This window comes from Pseudomonas rhizosphaerae (assembly GCF_000761155.1).
Taxonomy (GTDB): Bacteria; Pseudomonadota; Gammaproteobacteria; order Pseudomonadales; family Pseudomonadaceae; genus Aquipseudomonas; species Aquipseudomonas rhizosphaerae.
Genome location: NZ_CP009533.1, coordinates 4,634,102 through 4,651,669, shown reverse-complemented (window position 1 = coordinate 4,651,669; position 17,568 = coordinate 4,634,102). Strand labels below are relative to the sequence as shown.

Here is a 17,568-nt window from a genome sequence, read left to right as displayed (position 1 = left end):
GGCGTGTCAGAAGCGCAGCGTGGTGCCCATCCAGAACGTGCGACTGTAATTGACCGTGCCGTAGGTATCGTCGTCCAGACGCTTGTCGGCCAGGTTGTACACCGCCGCCTTGAGGGTGATGTCGCGGGTCAGCTCGTAGGAGCCGCCGATGTCGGCCGTAGTGTAGGCCGGCGCCGGTTCGCCACTCAGGGTGGTGCCGTATTCCTGGCCATAGTAATTGACCGAGGCCCACGCCTGGGCGCGCTCGGACACTGTCCAGTCGGCACTGACGTTCGCCTTGTGCTCGGGTGTCAGCGACAGCGGTGCGCCCGCGTTGCTGCCGCTTTTCTGCTCCGAATCGGTGTAGGTGTAGTTGCCCTTCACGGCAAAGGCACGGGTGATGTCCCAGCGGCCGTTGACTTCGGCACCGGTGATCGTCGCTTCATCGACGTTGATGCGGTCCTGGACGATGTAGCCGTTCCAGCGGCGCGCGGTGTTTTCCGTGGACAGTTTGTCCTTGAACACGTTGTGAAACACGGTGGCGCCGGCCGACAGGTTATTGCGGTTGGACCACAGCGCCGACAGTTCGTAGTTGGTGCTGGTTTCCGGTTTCAGGTCCGGGTTGCCCAGGTTCACGTAGGTGTTGCGACGGATGGTGGCGTAACCGGGCACCACCGCACGGATTTCCGGCGCCTTGAAGCCCCGTGCCACGCCACCCTTGAAGGTCCAGTCCGGAGTGGCACGCCAGACGCCATAGATACGCGGGCTGACGTGGGTGCCGTATTGCTCGTGCTCGTCGACGCGGGCGCCGGTGGTCAGGGCGAAATCGTCGGTTACCGACCATTCGTTTTCGGCGAACAGGGCTTTCTGGGTCACCGAGAACTGGTAGTTGCGGCGGTCCATCAGGCCCTGGTTCCAATCGCTCAGCTGCGCCCGGTTCCATTGCAGGCCGGTGGTGGTGATGTTGTAGGCCGTGGGGATGACCAGCTTGGCATCGAATACGGTGTTCTCCACCACCGGTTTGCGCCCCAGAATTTCCGGCTGATTGGCCGCAGCCTTGCCCTCGCGGCTGGCTTTTTCATAGGCCAGGGACACGTCGGACGTTGCCCAGCCCCAGCGTCCCTGGTGCGAGAGCGAGTAGTGGTCGCGGTTGTTTTCCTGTTCGCGGGTGGCCCAGTTGACGCTGGTGCCGTCGCCGTTCTTCAGGCGTGTGGCACCGGCTTCAAGGAGGATGTCGTGGTTCTCATTGGGGGTGAAGGCCAGGCGCGCGGTGAGGTCCTTGTGGTCGGCCTTGGTGAAGCCATTGGTGACCTCCACGTCATCGTCGGCCTGGCGGTCCAGGTAGCGCCCCCAGACCTGCACGCCCAGGTACTTTTCCACTAGCGGACCGTTGAGGTAGAACTGGGTCTGACGAGCGTTGCCCTGATCGCTGTGCTGGCGCGCGGCGTAGTCGTAGGACACCGAACCGCCCCACTGGGGTGACACCTTGCGAGTGATGATGTTGATCACACCGCCAATGGCGTCCGAGCCGTACAGCGACGACATCGGGCCGCGGACCACTTCGATGCGCTCGATGGCTTCGGCCGGTGGTACGAAGCTCTGCTCGTAGCCGCGGTTGCCGTTGACCCGGGTTTCACGGCTGCTCTGGCGTTTGCCATCGACCAGGATCAGGGTGTAGTCCGGTGGCATGCCACGGATGGAAATGTCGGTTTCGTTGGCGCTGCCGTTGACGATGACGCCTTCGATGTTGCGTACGGCGTCGCCGAGGTCATTGTAGGATTTCTTGCGCAGTTCATCGCCGGTGATGATGGTGACGGAGGCCGGCGCATCCTCCACGCTTTGCTCGAAGCCGGATGCCGTGACCACGACTTCGTCGAGAATGGTCGGAGCAGTCAATTCGATCGGCTCGGCTTGAGTCACCCCGGCAATGGTCAGGGCGATCATTACGGCCAAGGGCCGCAAAGACAGTGGAGGATGCATGGAACTTCCTTACGATTCAGTTGTAAAAGCGAATCGTATGCATCCTCAGGTGGGGAGGTTGGACAAGGTGTGACAAGGGAGGGAGGTGTATTGCCTGTACTGACGCCTTCGCGGGCAGAGCCCGCTCCCACACGATTCTCGCAACTCGAAAAACCCTCGTGGGAGCGGGCTTGCGCGTAGGGCGGCGAAGGCGGTGAAAGGGCCTTAATGATTAACCAAACAGCCAATACCCCAATGCAGTCAGCACCACCACCGCCAGCACCGGGCGCAGGACGCGGTAGGCTTTGGGGTTGGCGCGCTTGAACTGTTTGACCTTGCCGCTGAAGCGATCGCTGAAGGTCTTGCTCCAGGCGTAGGCCTGGTTGATGCCGCCGACGCGCTCGTCGTCCAGGTTCTGCGGTGCGGTGGCGCGGCCCAGAAAGGCGCTGACGCGCTTGTTCAGGCCCGCCATGAAGCGATTGTTCAACGGCCGCTCGATATCACAGAAGAGGATGACCCGGGTGTGCTCGGTCTCGTTCTTGACCCAGTGCACATAGGTCTCGTCGAACATCACATCGTCGCCATCACGCCAGGCGTACTCCTGGCCGTCGACGAAAATGCGGCAGGCGTCGGAGTTGGGCGTCGACAGGCCCAGGTGGTAGCGCAGCGACCCGGCGAACGGGTCGCGGTGCGGGTTCAGGTGGCTGCCGCCCGGCAACAGCGCGAACATGGCGCCTTTGACGTTGGGAATGCTGTTGACCAACTCCACGGTGCGTGGGCATAGCGCGTTGGCCGATGGCAGGGATTTGTCGTACCACTTGAGGTAGAAACGCTTCCAGCCTTTCTTGAAGAACGAACCGAAGCCGGCGTCGTTGTTCTTCTCGGCAGCGCGGATATAGCCCTCGTCGAACAGGTGCATGGCTTCGTCGCGGATGACCTGCCAGTTGTCCTTGAGCACATCCAGTTCAGGGAACTTGCTGCGGTCCAGATAGGGTTTGGACGGCACGCTGGAGAACAGGTACATCAAAGCGTTGTAGGGCGCGAACAAGGCGGAATGGTTGACGAACTGGCGCAACACCGGCAGACGCGCCTTGCCACGCAAGTGCACGTAGAGCGTGCTGCCGATGAACAGCAACAGCACGGCGGCCTTGGCGGCGAAGGAAAGGGTCATGGAGCGGATCCTCGAATGGGCAGTGCGCCATGATAAACCCTGGGGGCCCGGCTGGAAATGAAAGGCGCGGGGCAGCGGTCGGCACAGCGGCGTCGCAGCCACTGCCCGCCTCTACAGCACAGCCATCAGGCTTGCAGTTCGGTCTCGGTGAACAGGTCGCTGAAGAGCATGCTCGACAGGTAGCGCTCGCCCGAATCGGGCAGGATCACCACGATGGTCTTGCCCTGCATTTCCGGCTTCTCCGCCAGCCTGGCCGCCGCTGCCATGGCGGCGCCACAGGAAATGCCGCACAGAATGCCCTCTTCCTGCATCAGGCGCAGCGCCATGGCCTTGGCTTCGTCGTCGCTGACCAGCTCCACACGGTCCACCAGCGACAAGTCGAGGTTCTTGGGAATGAAACCGGCGCCGATGCCCTGGATCTTGTGCGGTGCAGGGGTGATGTCCTGCCCGGCCATGGCCTGGGTGATGATCGGCGAACCCAATGGCTCGACCGCAACGCTGAGGATCGGCTTGCCCTGGACCTGCTTGATGTACCGCGAGATACCCGTGATGGTACCGCCAGTGCCCACGCCCGCCACCAACACATCGACGGCACCGTCGGTGTCGTTCCAGATCTCCGGGCCGGTGGTCTTCTCATGGATGGCCGGGTTGGCCGGGTTGTCGAACTGCTGCGGCATGAAATACAGCTCGGGGTCGCTGGCGACGATCTCGCCGGCCTTTTCGATGGCACCTTTCATGCCCTTGGCCGGCTCGGTCAGGACCAGTTCGGCACCCAGTGCCTTGAGCACCTTGCGCCGCTCCAGGCTCATGGAGGCGGGCATGGTCAACATCAGCTTGTAACCGCGCGCGGCGGCCACGAAGGCCAGGCCGATGCCGGTATTGCCCGAGGTCGGCTCGACGATGGTCATGCCCGGCTTGAGCTTGCCCGAGCTTTCCGCATCCCAGATCATGTTCGCGCCGATGCGGCACTTGACCGAGTAGCCGGGGTTGCGCCCCTCGATCTTGGCCAGCAGGGTCACCCCACGCGGGCCGATGCGGTTGATCTGCACCAGCGGCGTGTTGCCGATGGAGTGGGCGTTGTCGGCGTAAATGCGGCTCATGGCGAAAAGGTCCTTGTGCTGCAGCAGGAAAAATCCAAGGTTAAGCCCGCGATGGGGGCGCGTCCAGCGAACGGATGAGACTGTGGACAGTCAATGGCTAACTATCGTTCGGGAGATTCTGCCATGAAACGTCGCTACAGCTGGCCGCTCTGGACCCTGACCGGCCTGGTCGTATTGGTGCTCGCCCTACACATCGCCCTGCCCTACCTCGTGCGCGACTACCTGAACGACAAGCTGGCCGACATGGGCGACTACAAGGGCCGCGTCAGCGACGTCGACTTGGCCTGGTGGCGCGGCGCCTATCAGGTCAATGGCCTGCAGATCATCAAGACCAGCGGCAAGGTGCCGGTACCGCTGCTCGACGCGCCGGTGATCGACATCGCGGTGAGCTGGCACGCCCTGTGGTACGACCACGCGGTGGTGGCACGGGTGGAATTCCTGCGCCCGGAGCTGAACTTCGTCGACGGTGGCGCCAACAAACAGGCCACCCAGACCGGTGCCGGCACCGACTGGCGCGACCAGATGAACAAGCTGCTGCCGATCACCTTGAACGAGGTGCGGGTGAACGACGGCAAGATCAGCTTCCGCAATTTCTCGTCCAAACCACAGGTCAACATCAGCGCCAACCAGGTCAATGCCAGCCTGTACAACCTGACCAATGTGGAAGACCTGGAAGGCAAGCGCGATGCGCGTTTCGAGGGCCAGGCCAAGCTGTTCGGCCAGGCGCCGGTGGAAAGCACCGCCACGTTCGATCCATTCAGCAACTTCGAAGATTTCGAGTTCCGCCTGCGAGCGACGGGCGTCGAGCTGCGCCGGCTGAACGATTTCTCCAGTGCCTACGGCAAGTTCGATTTCAACGCCGGCACTGGCGATATCGTGATCGAGGCGGATGCCGACAATGCCCGTCTGAGTGGCTACATCAAACCGCTGTTGCACAACGTCGACGTGTTCAATTGGCAGCAGGACGTGGAAAACAAGGACAAGGGTTTCTTCCGTTCGATCTGGGAAGCCGTGGTGGGTGGGACCGAGACGGTGCTGAAGAATCAGTCGCAGAACCAGTTCGCGACCCGGGTCGAACTCAGCGGCAATGTGCATCGCCAGGACATCAGCCCATTGCAGGCCTTCTGGCAGATCCTGCGCAATGGGTTCGTGCGCGCCTTCAATGCCCGCTATGAACAGGCGCCGCCCAAACAGGAATGAGGTGGGTGGCAGGACCGGCCTCTTCGCGGGCAGAGACCCGCTCCCACAGAGTTTGCACCGCCCCCTGTGGGAGCGGGGCGGGCGGCCGAGCCCTCTGCCCGCGAAGGGGCCCTGTCTGACCCACCACAAACAGCTCACCGCGCTATATAGTCGACCCCCACTCTTGATCACCGAGGACAGCCCCATGAAGTTCGAAGGCACCCCCGCCTACGTTGCCACCGACGACCTGAAGCTGGCGGTCAATGCCGCGATCACCCTGCAGCGGCCCCTGCTGGTCAAGGGCGAGCCGGGCACCGGCAAGACCATGCTCGCCGAGCAACTGGCCGAGTCCTTCGGTGCGCGGCTGATCACCTGGCATATCAAGTCCACCACCAAAGCCCACCAGGGCCTGTACGAGTACGACGCGGTCAGCCGCCTGCGCGATTCCCAGCTGGGCGTAGACAAGGTCCACGACGTGCGCAACTACCTGAAAAAAGGCAAGCTGTGGGAAGCCTTCGAGGCAGACGAGCGGGTCATCCTGCTCATCGACGAAATCGACAAGGCCGATATCGAGTTCCCCAACGACCTGCTGCAGGAACTCGACAAGATGGAGTTCTACGTCTACGAGACCGACGAAACCATCAAGGCCCGCCATCGCCCGATCATCATCATTACCTCCAACAACGAGAAAGAGCTGCCCGATGCGTTCCTGCGTCGCTGCTTCTTCCACTACATCGCCTTTCCCGACCGCGCGACGCTGCAACGCATCGTCGACGTGCACTACCCCGACATCAAGAAAACCCTGGTGGCCGAAGCGCTGGACGTCTTCTTCGATGTACGCAAGGTGCCGGGCCTGAAGAAGAAGCCCTCCACCTCCGAGCTGGTCGACTGGCTCAAGCTGTTGATGGCCGACAACATTGGCGAAGCGGTGCTGCGCGAACGCGATCCGACCAAGGCCATTCCACCGCTGGCCGGTGCCCTGGTCAAGAACGAACAGGACGTGCAGCTTCTCGAACGCCTGGCCTTCATGAGTCGGCGCGGCAACCGCTGATTCCCTCTTTCCGACTGCGAGGGCGTCCGCCATGCTGCTCAACCTGTTCAATGAAATGCGCGCGGCCAAGGTGCCGGTGTCGGTGCGCGAGTTGCTTGACCTGATCAACGCCCTGGAGCAACGGGTGACGTTCGCCGACATGGACGAGTTCTACTTCCTGGCGCGGGCGATTCTGGTCAAGGATGAACGCCACTTCGACAAATTCGACCGGGCGTTTTCGGCCTACTTCAATGGCCTGCAGAACCTCGATCAGCATCTTGAAGCGCTGATCCCGGAAGAATGGCTGCGCAAGGAGTTCGAGCGTTCGCTGAGCGCCGAGGAGCGCGCGCAGATTCAGTCTCTGGGCGGGCTGGACAAGCTGATCGAAGCCTTCAAGCAGCGCCTGGAAGAGCAGAAAGGCCGGCACGCCGGTGGCAGCAAGTGGATCGGCACCGGTGGCACCAGCCCGTTCGGTTCGGGTGGCTACCACCCTGAAGGCATCCGCGTGGGCGATGCCGGCGAACGTCAGGGCAAGGCGGTCAAAGTGTGGGACCAGCGTGAGTACCGCAATCTGGACGACGGCGTTGAACTGGGCACGCGCAACATCAAGGTAGCGCTGCGCCGACTGCGCCAGTTCGCTCGGCAGGGTGCGGCAGACGAGCTGGACATCGACGGCACCATCGACCACACCGCACGTGATGGCGGCTTGCTCAACATCCAGCTGCGCCCCGAGCGGCGCAACAACGTCAAGCTGTTGCTGCTGTTCGACATCGGCGGTTCGATGGACGCCCATGTGAAGGTCTGCGAGGAGTTGTTCTCGGCCTGTCGCACCGAGTTCAAGCACCTGGAGTATTTCTACTTTCACAACTGTGTGTACGAAACGGTCTGGAAGGACAACCACCGGCGCAACGCCGAGCGCATCAGCACCCACGACCTGCTGCACAAGTACGGCGCCGACTACAAGGTGGTGTTCATCGGCGATGCGGCCATGGCGCCCTATGAGATCACTCATCCGGGTGGCAGTGTCGAGCACTGGAACGAGGAACCGGGGCTGGTGTGGTTGCAGCGTTTCGTGCAGACCTACAAGAAGCTCATCTGGATCAACCCTTACCCGGAGAATACCTGGGGCTACACGGCCTCCACCCACCTGATTCGGGAGCTGGTGGAGGAGCGCATGTACCCGCTGACCTTGAGCGGGTTGGAAGACGGGATGCGCTATCTGGCCAAGTGATCGCTGTTCTGTGGATTGCGCGAAGCTTTCTTCGCGGCCGCTGACCGCTCCCACAGGACGGGTGGGGAGCGATCAACGCTCGCGGCGTACCAGAGGTTCGGCCACCGGTTTAGCGCGGCGACGGCCGAACCACAGGGTCCAGCCGATGAACAGCACGATGCACTCCACGACCCAGGCCAGCAGCAGCGCACAAGCGATACCCCAAGCGATCGCCTCGGGTGCGAGCAGCACCTGATAGCTGTAGCCGTTCAAGGTTTCCTGGCGCAGTTGCGGATCGGCCTTGGCCACCACATGCCACGCCTTCGCATACCAGGGCCCCTGTAGCGCCAGCCACTCGCGCTCCAGCAACTGGTTGCGCGCCAGCAACGCGCCGATGCTGGCAGCGTCGCTGCGGAACACCGGGTCTTCGCTGGCGCGGTAGTGCGCCACCAGTGCCTGCAGGTCGCCATTGAAGAAACGCTGGGCCGTCTCGCTGAAACCGCGCAGGCTCTGCTGCGCCTCGAGCCGGTGGGCTTCGACCCGCTGGCTGTAGTCGTTGATCACGCCAGGCACTTGCACGCCCACCAGCAGGCCGATGGCAAACAGCACAAGTCGCAGGTAACTTCGCAGCATGCAGGTTCTCTCAGTCGTTCTCTTTGTCAAAGCTTACGGCGCCACACTGCGCTAGGCAGGCTGCACAAGGCCTGTGGCGACACACTCGCCCTGGCGCCACAGGCCCCAATTGCCCGGCTCGTAACGGTTCCAGGTTTCGTTCTCGGTGAGCGGCTCGGTGGCGATTACCGTCACCACATCGTCAGGCGTGGTTTCGGCGTGGAAATCCACGATCACGTCCACGTCTTTGAGCCGTGCCGGGCCGAAAGGTGCCCGCCGGGTAATGTGCACCAGTTTGGTCGAACAGAAGCAGAACAGCCAGTCGCCGTCGCTGAGCAGGCAATTGAACACGCCCTGGCCGCGGTACTGCTCGCAGGCCTGGACGAGGATCGGTAGCAGGCGCTCGAATTCGACGGGCTCGGGGAAGGACTCGCGAACGCGGTTGAGCAGGTCGCAGAAGGCCGCCTCGCTGTCGGTGTCGCCCACCGGGCGGTAGAAATCGGCACGCGGGTCGAAACCGGCCAGTTGGCCGTTGTGGGCGAAGCACCAGTTGCGCCCCCACAGCTCACGCACGAAGGGGTGAGTATTGGCCAGGCAGACCTTGCCGACGTTGGCCTGGCGAATATGGCCGATGACCACTTCGCTCTTGATCGGATAGCGCTGCACCAGCTGCGCCACTTCCGATTCGCTGCTGGCGGTCGGGTCCTGGAACAGGCGCAGGCCACGGCCTTCATAGAAGGCAATGCCCCAGCCGTCGCGATGCGGCCCGGTACGGCCGCCGCGCTGCATCAAGCCGGTAAAGCTGAAAACGATATCGGTCGGTACGTTGGCACTCATGCCCAGAAGTTCACACATGCACGGTACTCGAGACGATGGACAGGGTCAGATGCGCGGTTCGACCCGCAGGTTGTCGCGCGGCGGTGCGGTCACGCGACGCTCTTCGCGTTCTTCGGCGCGATGCACAGACGTTTCGTCGTTGCCATCGCGCTGGGCGGCTGCCGCAGCGGCGTCCGTTTCGGCCTGCGCCGCGCGCCGAGCCTGGGCCTTGCGCAGGAACGGCAGGCGGACCAGGGCAAAGACGATGTACACGCCAAGGGCGATGACTGCGGCCATGGTCAGGTCAGAAATCGCACCCCAGGCGCTGCCACCCATCTTGAACAGCAGCTCGAGGGCACTGATCGCCACGGCCGGGGCCAGCAGGTCGCGGGCCGGGTCGACCACCGTGGGCGTGAGCAGCAGCACGACGCCCAGCACGCGCAACGGTTCGCGCAGGTAGCGCCACATCCAGCGGGTGATGCGAAACCACACCAGAATGCAGCCCAGGGCGGCGAAGGCGTAGATACCCCAGGCGAGGAAATAGTCGTTCTCGGTCATGGTGTCCGTGGCATGGCAGGCAAATAGGCGCTTATGATAACGGCTTTTCGCCTGCCCGGCGCTCCTGTTGTCGTGCCCCACCGGCACGCGCCGCCAGCGCACGCGCCAAGAGAGCCGCTCATGTCCCAGCCCATCGCCGCCCCTATCGCCCATGTCGCCCCCGGCGCCGACCCGTACGCCTGGCTGCAAACGCGCGACCATGCCGACGTGCTCGACCACCTCAAGGCCGAGAACGCCTGGCAGGAAGCGCAACTGGCCGATCAGGCCGAGCTGCGAGAGGAACTGTTCGAGGAAATCAAGGGGCGCATCCGCGAAACCGACCTGTCCCTCGCCTCGCCCTGGGGGCCATGGTTGTACTACACCCGCACCACCGCCGGGGACGAGTACCCGCGCCACTATCGTTGCGCACGTCCGGCCGACGGCTCGAGCCAGGTCGACGAGCAGTCGGAGCAGTTGTTGCTGGATCCCAACGTGCTGGCAGGCGGCGGCTTCCTGTCCATGGGTGCTTTCAACGTCAGCCCCGACCACCAGCGCCTGGCCTACAGCCTGGACACCAGTGGCGACGAGATCTACCGACTGTTCGTCAAGGAGCTGGCCACCGATGCAGTGGTCGAACTGCCCTTCGACGATTGCGACGGCAGCATGACCTGGGCCAACGACAGCCAGACCCTGTTCTTCGGCGAACTGGACGAGACCCACCGCCCTCATCGACTGCACCGCCACACCTTGGGCCGCGACGGCGCAGAACAGGTGTTCGAAGAGCGCGACGGGCGCTTTTTCCTGCACTGCTACCGTTCCAGTTCCGAGCGCCAGTTGATCTTGCTGCTCAACAGCAAGACCACCAGCGAAGCGTGGGTGCTGGATGCCGATCAGCCCGCGGGCGATTTTGCCTGCCTGGCGCCGCGGGTCGAGCACCACGAGTACTACCCCGATCATGGTCAGCTCGACGGAGCCTGGACCTGGTTCATCCGCAGCAACCAGGCGGGTATCAATTTTGCCTTATACCAGGCAACCGACACCGGCGTGGCGCCAACCCGCGAGCAATGGCAAACGCTGATCGCGCACCGTGACGAGGTCATGCTCGAAGGCGTGACGCTCAATGCCTCTGCCTTCATCCTGAGCCTGCGGGCGCGCGGCCTGCCGATCATCGAAGTGCATGCCCAGGGGCTGGCGCCGTATCCGGTGCAGCTGCCGGATGCGGCCTACAGCCTGTATGTCTCCGACAGCCTCGAGTTTCCCAGCGAGCAGATTCGCCTGCGCTACGAGGCGCTCAATCGGCCTGGGCAGGTGCGCCAGTTGAGCCTGCGTGACGGTGCCCAGGTGGTGCTCAAGCAGACCCCGGTGCTGGGGCCGTTCGACGCTGACGATTATGTCAGCCAACGCCTCTGGGCCACGGCTGCGGATGGCACTCAGGTACCGATCAGTCTGGTGGTTAAAAAAACTTTCGCCGGGCAGGCCACTCCCCTGTACCTGTACGGCTACGGCGCCTATGGCGAGAGCCTGGACCCGTGGTTTTCCCATGCGCGCTTGAGCTTGCTGGACCGTGGCATCGCCTTCGCCATCGCCCACGTGCGTGGCGGCGGCGAGCTGGGTGAGGCGTGGTATCGCGCCGGCAAGCAGGAACACAAGGGCAATACGTTCAGCGATTTCATCGCCTGCGCCGAACACCTGATCGAGCAGGGTCTGACCCGCGCCGAGCAGTTGGTGATCAGCGGCGGCAGCGCGGGTGGCCTGTTGATCGGCGCCGTTTTGAACCAGCGTCCGGAGCTGTTCCAGGCGGCAGTGGCGGAGGTGCCGTTCGTTGACGTGCTCAACACCATGCTCGACCCCGACCTGCCGCTGACCGTGACCGAGTACGACGAGTGGGGCAACCCGCAGGAGCCGGAAGTGCATGCGCGGATCAAGGCGTATGCGCCGTATGAGAACGTCGCGGCGCAGGCCTATCCGCACCTGCTGGTGATTGCCGGCTACAACGACAGCCGCGTGCAGTACTGGGAAGCCGCGAAGTGGGTGGCGCGCCTGCGCGCGAGCAAGACCGACGACAACCTGCTGCTGCTCAAGACCGAACTGGGCGCCGGGCATGGCGGCATGAGTGGCCGCTACCAGGGCCTGCGCGATGTAGCGCTGGAATATGCGTTCGTCCTCAAGGCTCTGGGGACACCCAAGCAATCTTGATGCGGTGTGCCTGAGGAAACGCGGGGAGCCCGGACGCGGCTCGCACACGCCCCTGTAGCAGCGGCGCGAGCCGCGTCGGCGGTGCATACGGTATACGGGGAAAACGCGGCGGCTCCGGGACGCGGCTTGCGCCGCTGCTACACGGGATCGCGGCGTGTCGGACCTGACGATGCGCGATCAACCACCGGGGGATTTGGGCTTGACCGGGGTTGGCGGGGTGTCCTGGCGTTCGGGTTCGGGGACGTTGTCGGCCTTGGGTGGCGCCGGCAATGGGATGGGCGGCAGCAATGGCGGCGTGCCGTTCATGCCTTCGCCGCCATGCACGGGCGGCACGGTAACCTGCGGATAGGGCGTTGGCGTGGGGGTGCCCGGTGAGCCCGGCGGCAGCGACGAGGCCCATACCCCTGCAGTACACAGGGCAACACATGCAAAGACCGATACACTGCGCAACTTCATTGAATACCCCACGCCACACGGCTTGTTCCGAAGGTACAGGCTACTACCATGGGCACGACCTTGTCCCCTTCCGAGACCCTCCGATGAAACGTTTTGTATTGCTCGATACCACGCCGATCCCCGAAAACGGCGGCGCGCTCTGCCTGTTCGAGTACGGCGAAGACTTCGTCATCAAGATCCAGGGCGGTGACGGCGGCCAATTGATGAACACGCGCATGCACGGTTCCGAGGACGCCCTGGCCGAAATCCCCTGCCGCAAGGTGGCCGGGCGACCGAACTCGCGGGTGCTGATCGGCGGGTTGGGCATGGGCTTCACCCTGGCTTCGGCGCTCAAGCACCTGGGCAAGACCGCCGAAGTGGTGGTCGCCGAACTGGTTCCGGGCGTGGTGGAATGGAACCGCGGTCCGCTGGGTGAAAAAGCCGGCAACCCGCTCGCCGATCCGCGCACCGTCATCCGCCTGGAAGATGTGGCCAAAGTGCTGCAGGCCGAGCCGGCCGGCTTCGACGCCATCATGCTGGATGTGGACAACGGCCCCGAGGGCCTGACCCAGAAGGCCAACAGCTGGCTGTATTCGAGCGGCGGGTTGGCGGCATGCGCCAAGGCGCTGAGAGCCAAGGGTGTGCTGGCCGTCTGGTCGGCCAGCGCCGACCGGCAGTTCAGCGACAAGCTGCGCAAGGCCGGCTTCAAGGCCGAGGAGGTGCAAGTGTTCGCCCACGGCAACAAGGGCACCCGGCACACTATCTGGATCGCGCAGAAAGTCTGACCCCTCCCCATCCGTGGGAGCGTTCCGAGGCCGCAAAGCCCGCACCGCATCCCCCCGGAGCACCGGTAGCGGCCACTCCTACGGAACCCTAAGCATCGCTCCGACAACGCCTGCAACCCTTTCGCCCGTCATTTGCGGAAGGGTCCGAGCCGTACACGGAACGGATTGCTTTTAGAGTATCGCTGCCACGTTGCAGCCCCTTCACCCCCCTCAAAATCCTCCCGGCACTCAGGTGCCAAGCAAGGCGTGGCCGTATCCGACATCTTTGTATCTGCCTGGAGCGCCCGATGGTTCACCGTTCGATTCATCCCTCATTCACAGGGCTATGCCTGACCGCTGCGCTGGCCTGCAGCCCAGGCCTTCACGCCGACGGCATGGTCCCGGAAACTTCGGTGGTGATCGTTCACGAAGGCGAGGCCGAAGCCGCCATCAAGGTCACCAACAGCGACCGCAACCCTGCCCTGCTGCATGTCACCCTGGAACATATCCCCGAGGACACCGCTACGTTGCTGCTCGTGACGCCGCCCATCGCCCGGGTCGAGGCCGGAGAATCACAACTGGTGCGGTTCATTCTGGCCACCTCCGAACCGCTGACCGCACAGCGGCTCAAGCGGGTGGTTTTCGAAGGCTTGGCGCAAACCAGCCAGCCAGGCCAGCGCGGCGAGGCCAAGGTAACAGTCAATGTGCGCCAGAATTTGCCGGTCATCGTGCATCCCAAAGGCCTGGCGCGAAACACCGAACCCTGGAAAGGCCTGCGCTGGTCGTTGCGCGAGGGGCGCTTGAAGGTCAGCAATCCCACTCCCTATGTCGTACGTCTGGCGCAGGAACTGCACAGCCTGCCCAGCCGAACGACATGGCAACTGCCGCGCAGCTACGTGCTGCCCGGCGACGAGCTGACCTTGGCGAGCAACACGTTGGCCGCTGGCGATGGACAGATCCGTTTCACCCCCGCCACGGTGTACGGCTTTGCGGTGGACGCTCACGAGGCTGCCCTGGAACAGGACGAGCCTTGATGACGGCAGCACGCGCAAGCGTCCTGACCGTGTTGGCGCTGATGTTGTGCACGCGATGGGCGAACGCGATGACGTTCGACAGCCAGACCCTGCGCCTGCGTGGCATAGACCCCGTCCTGGCGGCCTACCTGAGCCAGGGCGCACGGTTCACCGCTGGCCTGCATGCCGTGCGGCTGTCGGTCAACGGCCAGCCCAAGGGCATCGTCCAGGCCCGCTTCAACGCCGACGGCACCCTGTGTATCGATCAGGCCGTACGCAACGCCGGCGAGCTGATCGACGCCGGCGCGGGCTGCAACGCCTTCGTCGACCACTTCCCCGAAACCCGCATCGAACCGCTGCCGCAGACCGGCGAGGTCAAACTGCTGGTGCCCGACTCCGCCGTGCGAATCGCGGCGGCAGACCTGTCGGGGTTCACCCGTGGCGGTGTCGCCGGCTTGCTCAATTACGATGTTCAGGGCCTCTACAACCAGTTCGGTGCTCAGCGCAACCGGTTCCTCTCGGTCAACACCGAGGCCGGGGTCAATGCGGGCGACTGGGTGCTGCGCAGCCGCCAGTTCCATAGCTCGGTACAGGGCAAAGGGACGTTTCAGCACAGGGAAGCCTACGCGCAACGCACCTTCAGCAGCCAGCAGGCAATGTTGCAACTGGGTCAGATCAACCTGAGCAATCCGGTGCTCTCCGGGGCGAGGGTCACCGGTGCGCAGTGGATGAGCGAGCCGGCGCTGCGTACCGGCGGCAACGGCGCCCGAGTGCAGGGCATTGCCGCCACTCAGGCGCGCGTGGATATTCGCCAGGGCGGCGTGCCCCTCTACTCCACCGTCGTGCCGGCCGGCCCGTTCGAATTGAATGACGTCCCGCAACTGGATCGGCGTCGGGACCTGGAGGTTACGGTGACCGAGGCCGATGGCGAGCGCCGCGTCTTTACTGTCCTGGCTGCGACGCTTGGCCTGGACTTGCCCTCACGGGGTTTCGCTTTGGGCATCGGGCAACTGCGCGACGCCGATCGCAAAGGCTATCAGCCCTGGGTCATGAGCGCCGGCAGCAGCTACCCGCTGGCTCCCGGCGCGAGCCTCAGTGGCGGCGCATTGATCGCTCAGGGCTATCACGCCGCGGGCGCCGGGTTGAGCCTGGAACCCTGGTCGGGCTCGCGCGCGCAGGGCTTGATACAGGCCGCCCATGCCAGCGAACCAGCCACCTATGGCCTGCAGGGCAGCATCACCCTCAATCAGCAGTTGGGGGCGCGGTGGTCGGCACTGTTCAGCGCTGGTCGACAGTCGCTTGGCTATCGAGACTTGATCGACGGCGCCTGGAGCCAGGACCCCGCCCGGAACAGTCGCCAGCGCGACCAGTACGCCGTGGGCCTGGGTTGGACCCATCCCTGGACAGGCAGCTTGAGCAGCACTTGGTCCACTGCCACGGCCTTCGACGGGCGCCGCTCCAGCCGCGCCCAGATCAACTGGGGCCGACGGCTCGGCCCGGTGGCGCTGACAGCCTCCGGGCAGTGGCAGGCAGCCGGCAGGAAAGGTTTGGGCAACGCCTTCCATGTCAGTACCAGCCTGCCCTTGAGCGCCGGCTTCACCTTGCGTTCGACCGTCCGCCACGACACCACGGGCGTGCGCCTGGGCAGCGGTGTACAAGGCCGCTGGGACGAGCGGACGCAGTACCGCGTTGCCGTCGAGCGCGCCGGTCGCGAGGGCACCGTCAGCTACAATGGCGGCGTTTCACGGCTGACCCAGGCCAGCCAGCTGGACCTCGGCTATGCCCACCACGGCCCTGGCCGCCAAGGCTACAGCGCCGCCGCGCGCGGTGCCGTGGTGCTCCATGAAGATGGTTTCACCCTGTCGCCCTACCCGCTTCAGGACACTTTTGGCCTGCTCACCCTGGAAAACATCGCTGGCGTTCGGATCGATACGCCGGGCGGCAGCGTCTGGACCGACCGCCAGGGCCGCGCCGTCCTGCCACAACTGGCACCCTTCGGGCGCAGCAACGTGCAGGTGGCCACGGCGTCGTTACCGCGAAACGTCGACATACAGCAGGGCGCGGCAATGATCCAGGCCGCCCGTGGGGCAGTGCCACGGGTCAAGTTTCCCGTTTCGGTGACGCGGCGGTTGCTCCTGCAAGTGCTCGACGACAACGGCCGACGCCTCGAGCGAGGCGCCAATGTCAGCGATGAACACGGCCGGTTGATAACGTTGGTACAGGAAAACGGTGTGATTTTCGTACCTGATTTCCATGCCAGCCCAGAGCTGTGGAGCCGCACGCTGGATGATCAGCCGTGCAGGTTGCACGTCGAGCTGTCGAGCGCAGCCGACCCCCAGGCTTATTACGAAAAAGCCACGGCGCAGTGCCGTGTCGACGAAGGCCAGTCATGAACGGTTGCAGATACACGCTGGTCGCGCTGCTGGCAGGGCTGCTGGCACCTGCCGTGGCTTTGGCGCAGGGGTGCAACCTGGCGTTGAGTCCGGCTGACATCGACCTTGGCCAGTTCAACCGCACGACTGTGCAGCTGTCGGGCGATGAAGTGCCCCTGCCACCGCGCAGGTTCAGCCTGAACCTGGTGTGTGACACGGAGCAGGATCTGGTGCTGGCGTACCGAGCAGCCGAACCTTCGACCAAAGGCTTTGCCCTAGGCCCGCAGGGCACCTACCGTCTGAGCGTCTTGCAGGCAGCCGTCGACGATCAGCGCGTGCAGTGGAGCCCGGTACCTGCTTCTGCACCCAGGGCTTCCAGGGTATCCGAAGCCGCTGCATTGGAAGATGACCAAGGCCTGCAGCCATTGCGCGCTGGCAAGGTCATACGGGGCAGGCGGCTGCAGGCACAGATCGAACTGCAGGCCGCGCTCGCACCGTCCGTGCTGACGGCCCCTGATGCGCATACCCTTTCCGCCAGCGGTACTTTCGCCGTCGCCGGCCAACTGACGACGTTGCAGGTGCGTACCGGCTTTGCACCCGCCGCGTGTCGGCCGACGCTGGCCGGCAATGCGCAGGTGGACTTTGGCCGCATTGCCATGAGCCAACTGCAGCACGCGTCGGTCACCTCGTTCAGCCAACCCACGATACTGGACGTGGACTGTGACGCACCGACCCGTTTCGCCATTCGCGCCGTCGACAACCGTACCGGATCGGTGAGCGATCGACTCGGTCTGGCCAAGCCCACACTGTTCGGCATTGGTCGCACTGCCGCCGGCCAGGCGTTGGGTGGCTATAGCGTGCGTTTGGGTGCAGCGACAGGTCGCGATGGCACGCCCTCGGTCGCCCTGCTCGGAGACACTTCGGGACAGACCTGGCGAGTGGATCGCGACGGGTTCCTGCGCAGCGATGGTCAACTCACGGCGCTGCAGGGAGTGTTGGCGCCGGGTAGCGCACCGAGTGCCTGGTCAGGGCTGTCGCTGCCCTTGACCATCGACCTGCACCTGGCGCCTGCCCGCGAGCTGGACCTGCGCCAGGAAACACCGATCGATGGCTCGGTGACACTGGAAATCATCTATCTGTGACGCTTACTCAAGACCTCGGAGCGTTGTCCGGCGAGCCCGGTCATGAATGTTTG

General features: G+C 64.1%; 14 protein-coding genes and 1 pseudogene. 8 read left to right on the top strand and 7 right to left on the bottom strand.

The annotated features are described in order from the left end of the window. Positions 1 to 6 precede the first annotated feature (6 nt). From LT40_RS20675 to cysK, 3 genes are all read right to left on the bottom strand, one after another. Entirely contained in the window at positions 7 to 1,959 is a 1,953-nt protein-coding gene (locus LT40_RS20675) for a TonB-dependent receptor domain-containing protein (RefSeq protein ID WP_043193138.1), read from the bottom strand. A 211-nt stretch (positions 1,960 to 2,170) separates the two neighbouring features. Beyond that, positions 2,171 to 3,109 carry an aspartyl/asparaginyl beta-hydroxylase domain-containing protein gene (locus LT40_RS20670; RefSeq protein WP_043193137.1) on the bottom strand — a complete coding sequence of 313 codons (939 nt, stop codon included), beginning with the start codon at positions 3,107 to 3,109 and terminating at the stop codon, positions 2,171 to 2,173. 125 nt (positions 3,110 to 3,234) lie between these two features. Next, positions 3,235 to 4,209: a cysteine synthase A gene (cysK, locus tag LT40_RS20665; protein ID WP_043193136.1), complete on the bottom strand. Its 975-nt coding sequence runs from the start codon at positions 4,207 to 4,209 to the stop codon at positions 3,235 to 3,237. Between the two features lie 123 nt (positions 4,210 to 4,332). On the opposite strand from cysK, the gene LT40_RS20660 reads away from it, so the two are divergent. The 3 genes from LT40_RS20660 to LT40_RS20650 all read left to right on the top strand — a co-directional run bounded on the left by LT40_RS20660 (position 4,333) and on the right by LT40_RS20650 (position 7,649). After that, on the top strand, positions 4,333 to 5,409 hold the full coding sequence (locus LT40_RS20660) for an AsmA family protein (protein WP_043193134.1): 1,077 nt from the start codon (positions 4,333 to 4,335) through the stop codon (positions 5,407 to 5,409). 184 nt (positions 5,410 to 5,593) lie between these two features. After that, on the top strand, positions 5,594 to 6,439 hold the full coding sequence (locus tag LT40_RS20655; RefSeq protein ID WP_043193133.1) for an AAA family ATPase: 846 nt from the start codon (positions 5,594 to 5,596) through the stop codon (positions 6,437 to 6,439). Positions 6,440 to 6,470: 31 nt separating this feature from the next. After that, entirely contained in the window at positions 6,471 to 7,649 is a 1,179-nt protein-coding gene (locus tag LT40_RS20650) for a vWA domain-containing protein (protein ID WP_043193132.1), read from the top strand. 72 nt (positions 7,650 to 7,721) lie between these two features. Here the strand turns inward: LT40_RS20650 and LT40_RS20645 are convergent, their stop codons facing one another. The 3 genes from LT40_RS20645 to LT40_RS20635 are packed head-to-tail and all read right to left on the bottom strand — an operon-like array spanning position 7,722 to position 9,614. Continuing rightward, a complete protein-coding gene (locus LT40_RS20645) occupies positions 7,722 to 8,261 on the bottom strand; it encodes a DUF2937 family protein (protein WP_043193131.1) in 540 nt (179 codons plus the stop codon). Between the two features lie 51 nt (positions 8,262 to 8,312). Then, positions 8,313 to 9,095 carry a class II glutamine amidotransferase gene (locus LT40_RS20640; protein ID WP_043193130.1) on the bottom strand — a complete coding sequence of 261 codons (783 nt, stop codon included), beginning with the start codon at positions 9,093 to 9,095 and terminating at the stop codon, positions 8,313 to 8,315. A 27-nt stretch (positions 9,096 to 9,122) separates the two neighbouring features. Beyond that, a complete protein-coding gene (locus LT40_RS20635; protein ID WP_193385566.1) occupies positions 9,123 to 9,614 on the bottom strand; it encodes an MFS transporter in 492 nt (163 codons plus the stop codon). Between the two features lie 67 nt (positions 9,615 to 9,681). Between LT40_RS20635 and LT40_RS20630 the strand changes: the two are divergent. Continuing rightward, positions 9,682 to 11,789 (top strand): annotated as a pseudogene (locus LT40_RS20630) (S9 family peptidase). A 177-nt stretch (positions 11,790 to 11,966) separates the two neighbouring features. On the opposite strand, the gene LT40_RS21480 reads toward LT40_RS20630, so the two are convergent. After that, positions 11,967 to 12,245 carry a hypothetical protein gene (locus LT40_RS21480; protein ID WP_084139861.1) on the bottom strand — a complete coding sequence of 93 codons (279 nt, stop codon included), beginning with the start codon at positions 12,243 to 12,245 and terminating at the stop codon, positions 11,967 to 11,969. Between the two features lie 83 nt (positions 12,246 to 12,328). On the opposite strand from LT40_RS21480, the gene LT40_RS20620 reads away from it, so the two are divergent. From LT40_RS20620 to LT40_RS20605, 4 genes are all read left to right on the top strand, one after another. Further along, a complete protein-coding gene (locus LT40_RS20620) occupies positions 12,329 to 13,009 on the top strand; it encodes a spermidine synthase (protein WP_043193128.1) in 681 nt (226 codons plus the stop codon). A 287-nt stretch (positions 13,010 to 13,296) separates the two neighbouring features. Next, positions 13,297 to 14,022 carry a fimbria/pilus chaperone family protein gene (locus tag LT40_RS20615; protein ID WP_043193127.1) on the top strand — a complete coding sequence of 242 codons (726 nt, stop codon included), beginning with the start codon at positions 13,297 to 13,299 and terminating at the stop codon, positions 14,020 to 14,022. Continuing rightward, positions 14,022 to 16,394 (top strand): fimbria/pilus outer membrane usher protein, encoded by a 2,373-nt coding sequence (locus LT40_RS20610; RefSeq protein WP_043193126.1) that lies wholly within the window; start codon positions 14,022 to 14,024, stop codon positions 16,392 to 16,394. Before LT40_RS20615 ends, LT40_RS20610 begins: the two co-directional genes overlap by 1 nt. After that, on the top strand, positions 16,391 to 17,515 hold the full coding sequence (locus LT40_RS20605) for a DUF1120 domain-containing protein (protein ID WP_043193125.1): 1,125 nt from the start codon (positions 16,391 to 16,393) through the stop codon (positions 17,513 to 17,515). The genes LT40_RS20610 and LT40_RS20605 overlap by 4 nt, the downstream gene beginning before the upstream one ends. Positions 17,516 to 17,568 lie beyond the last annotated feature (53 nt).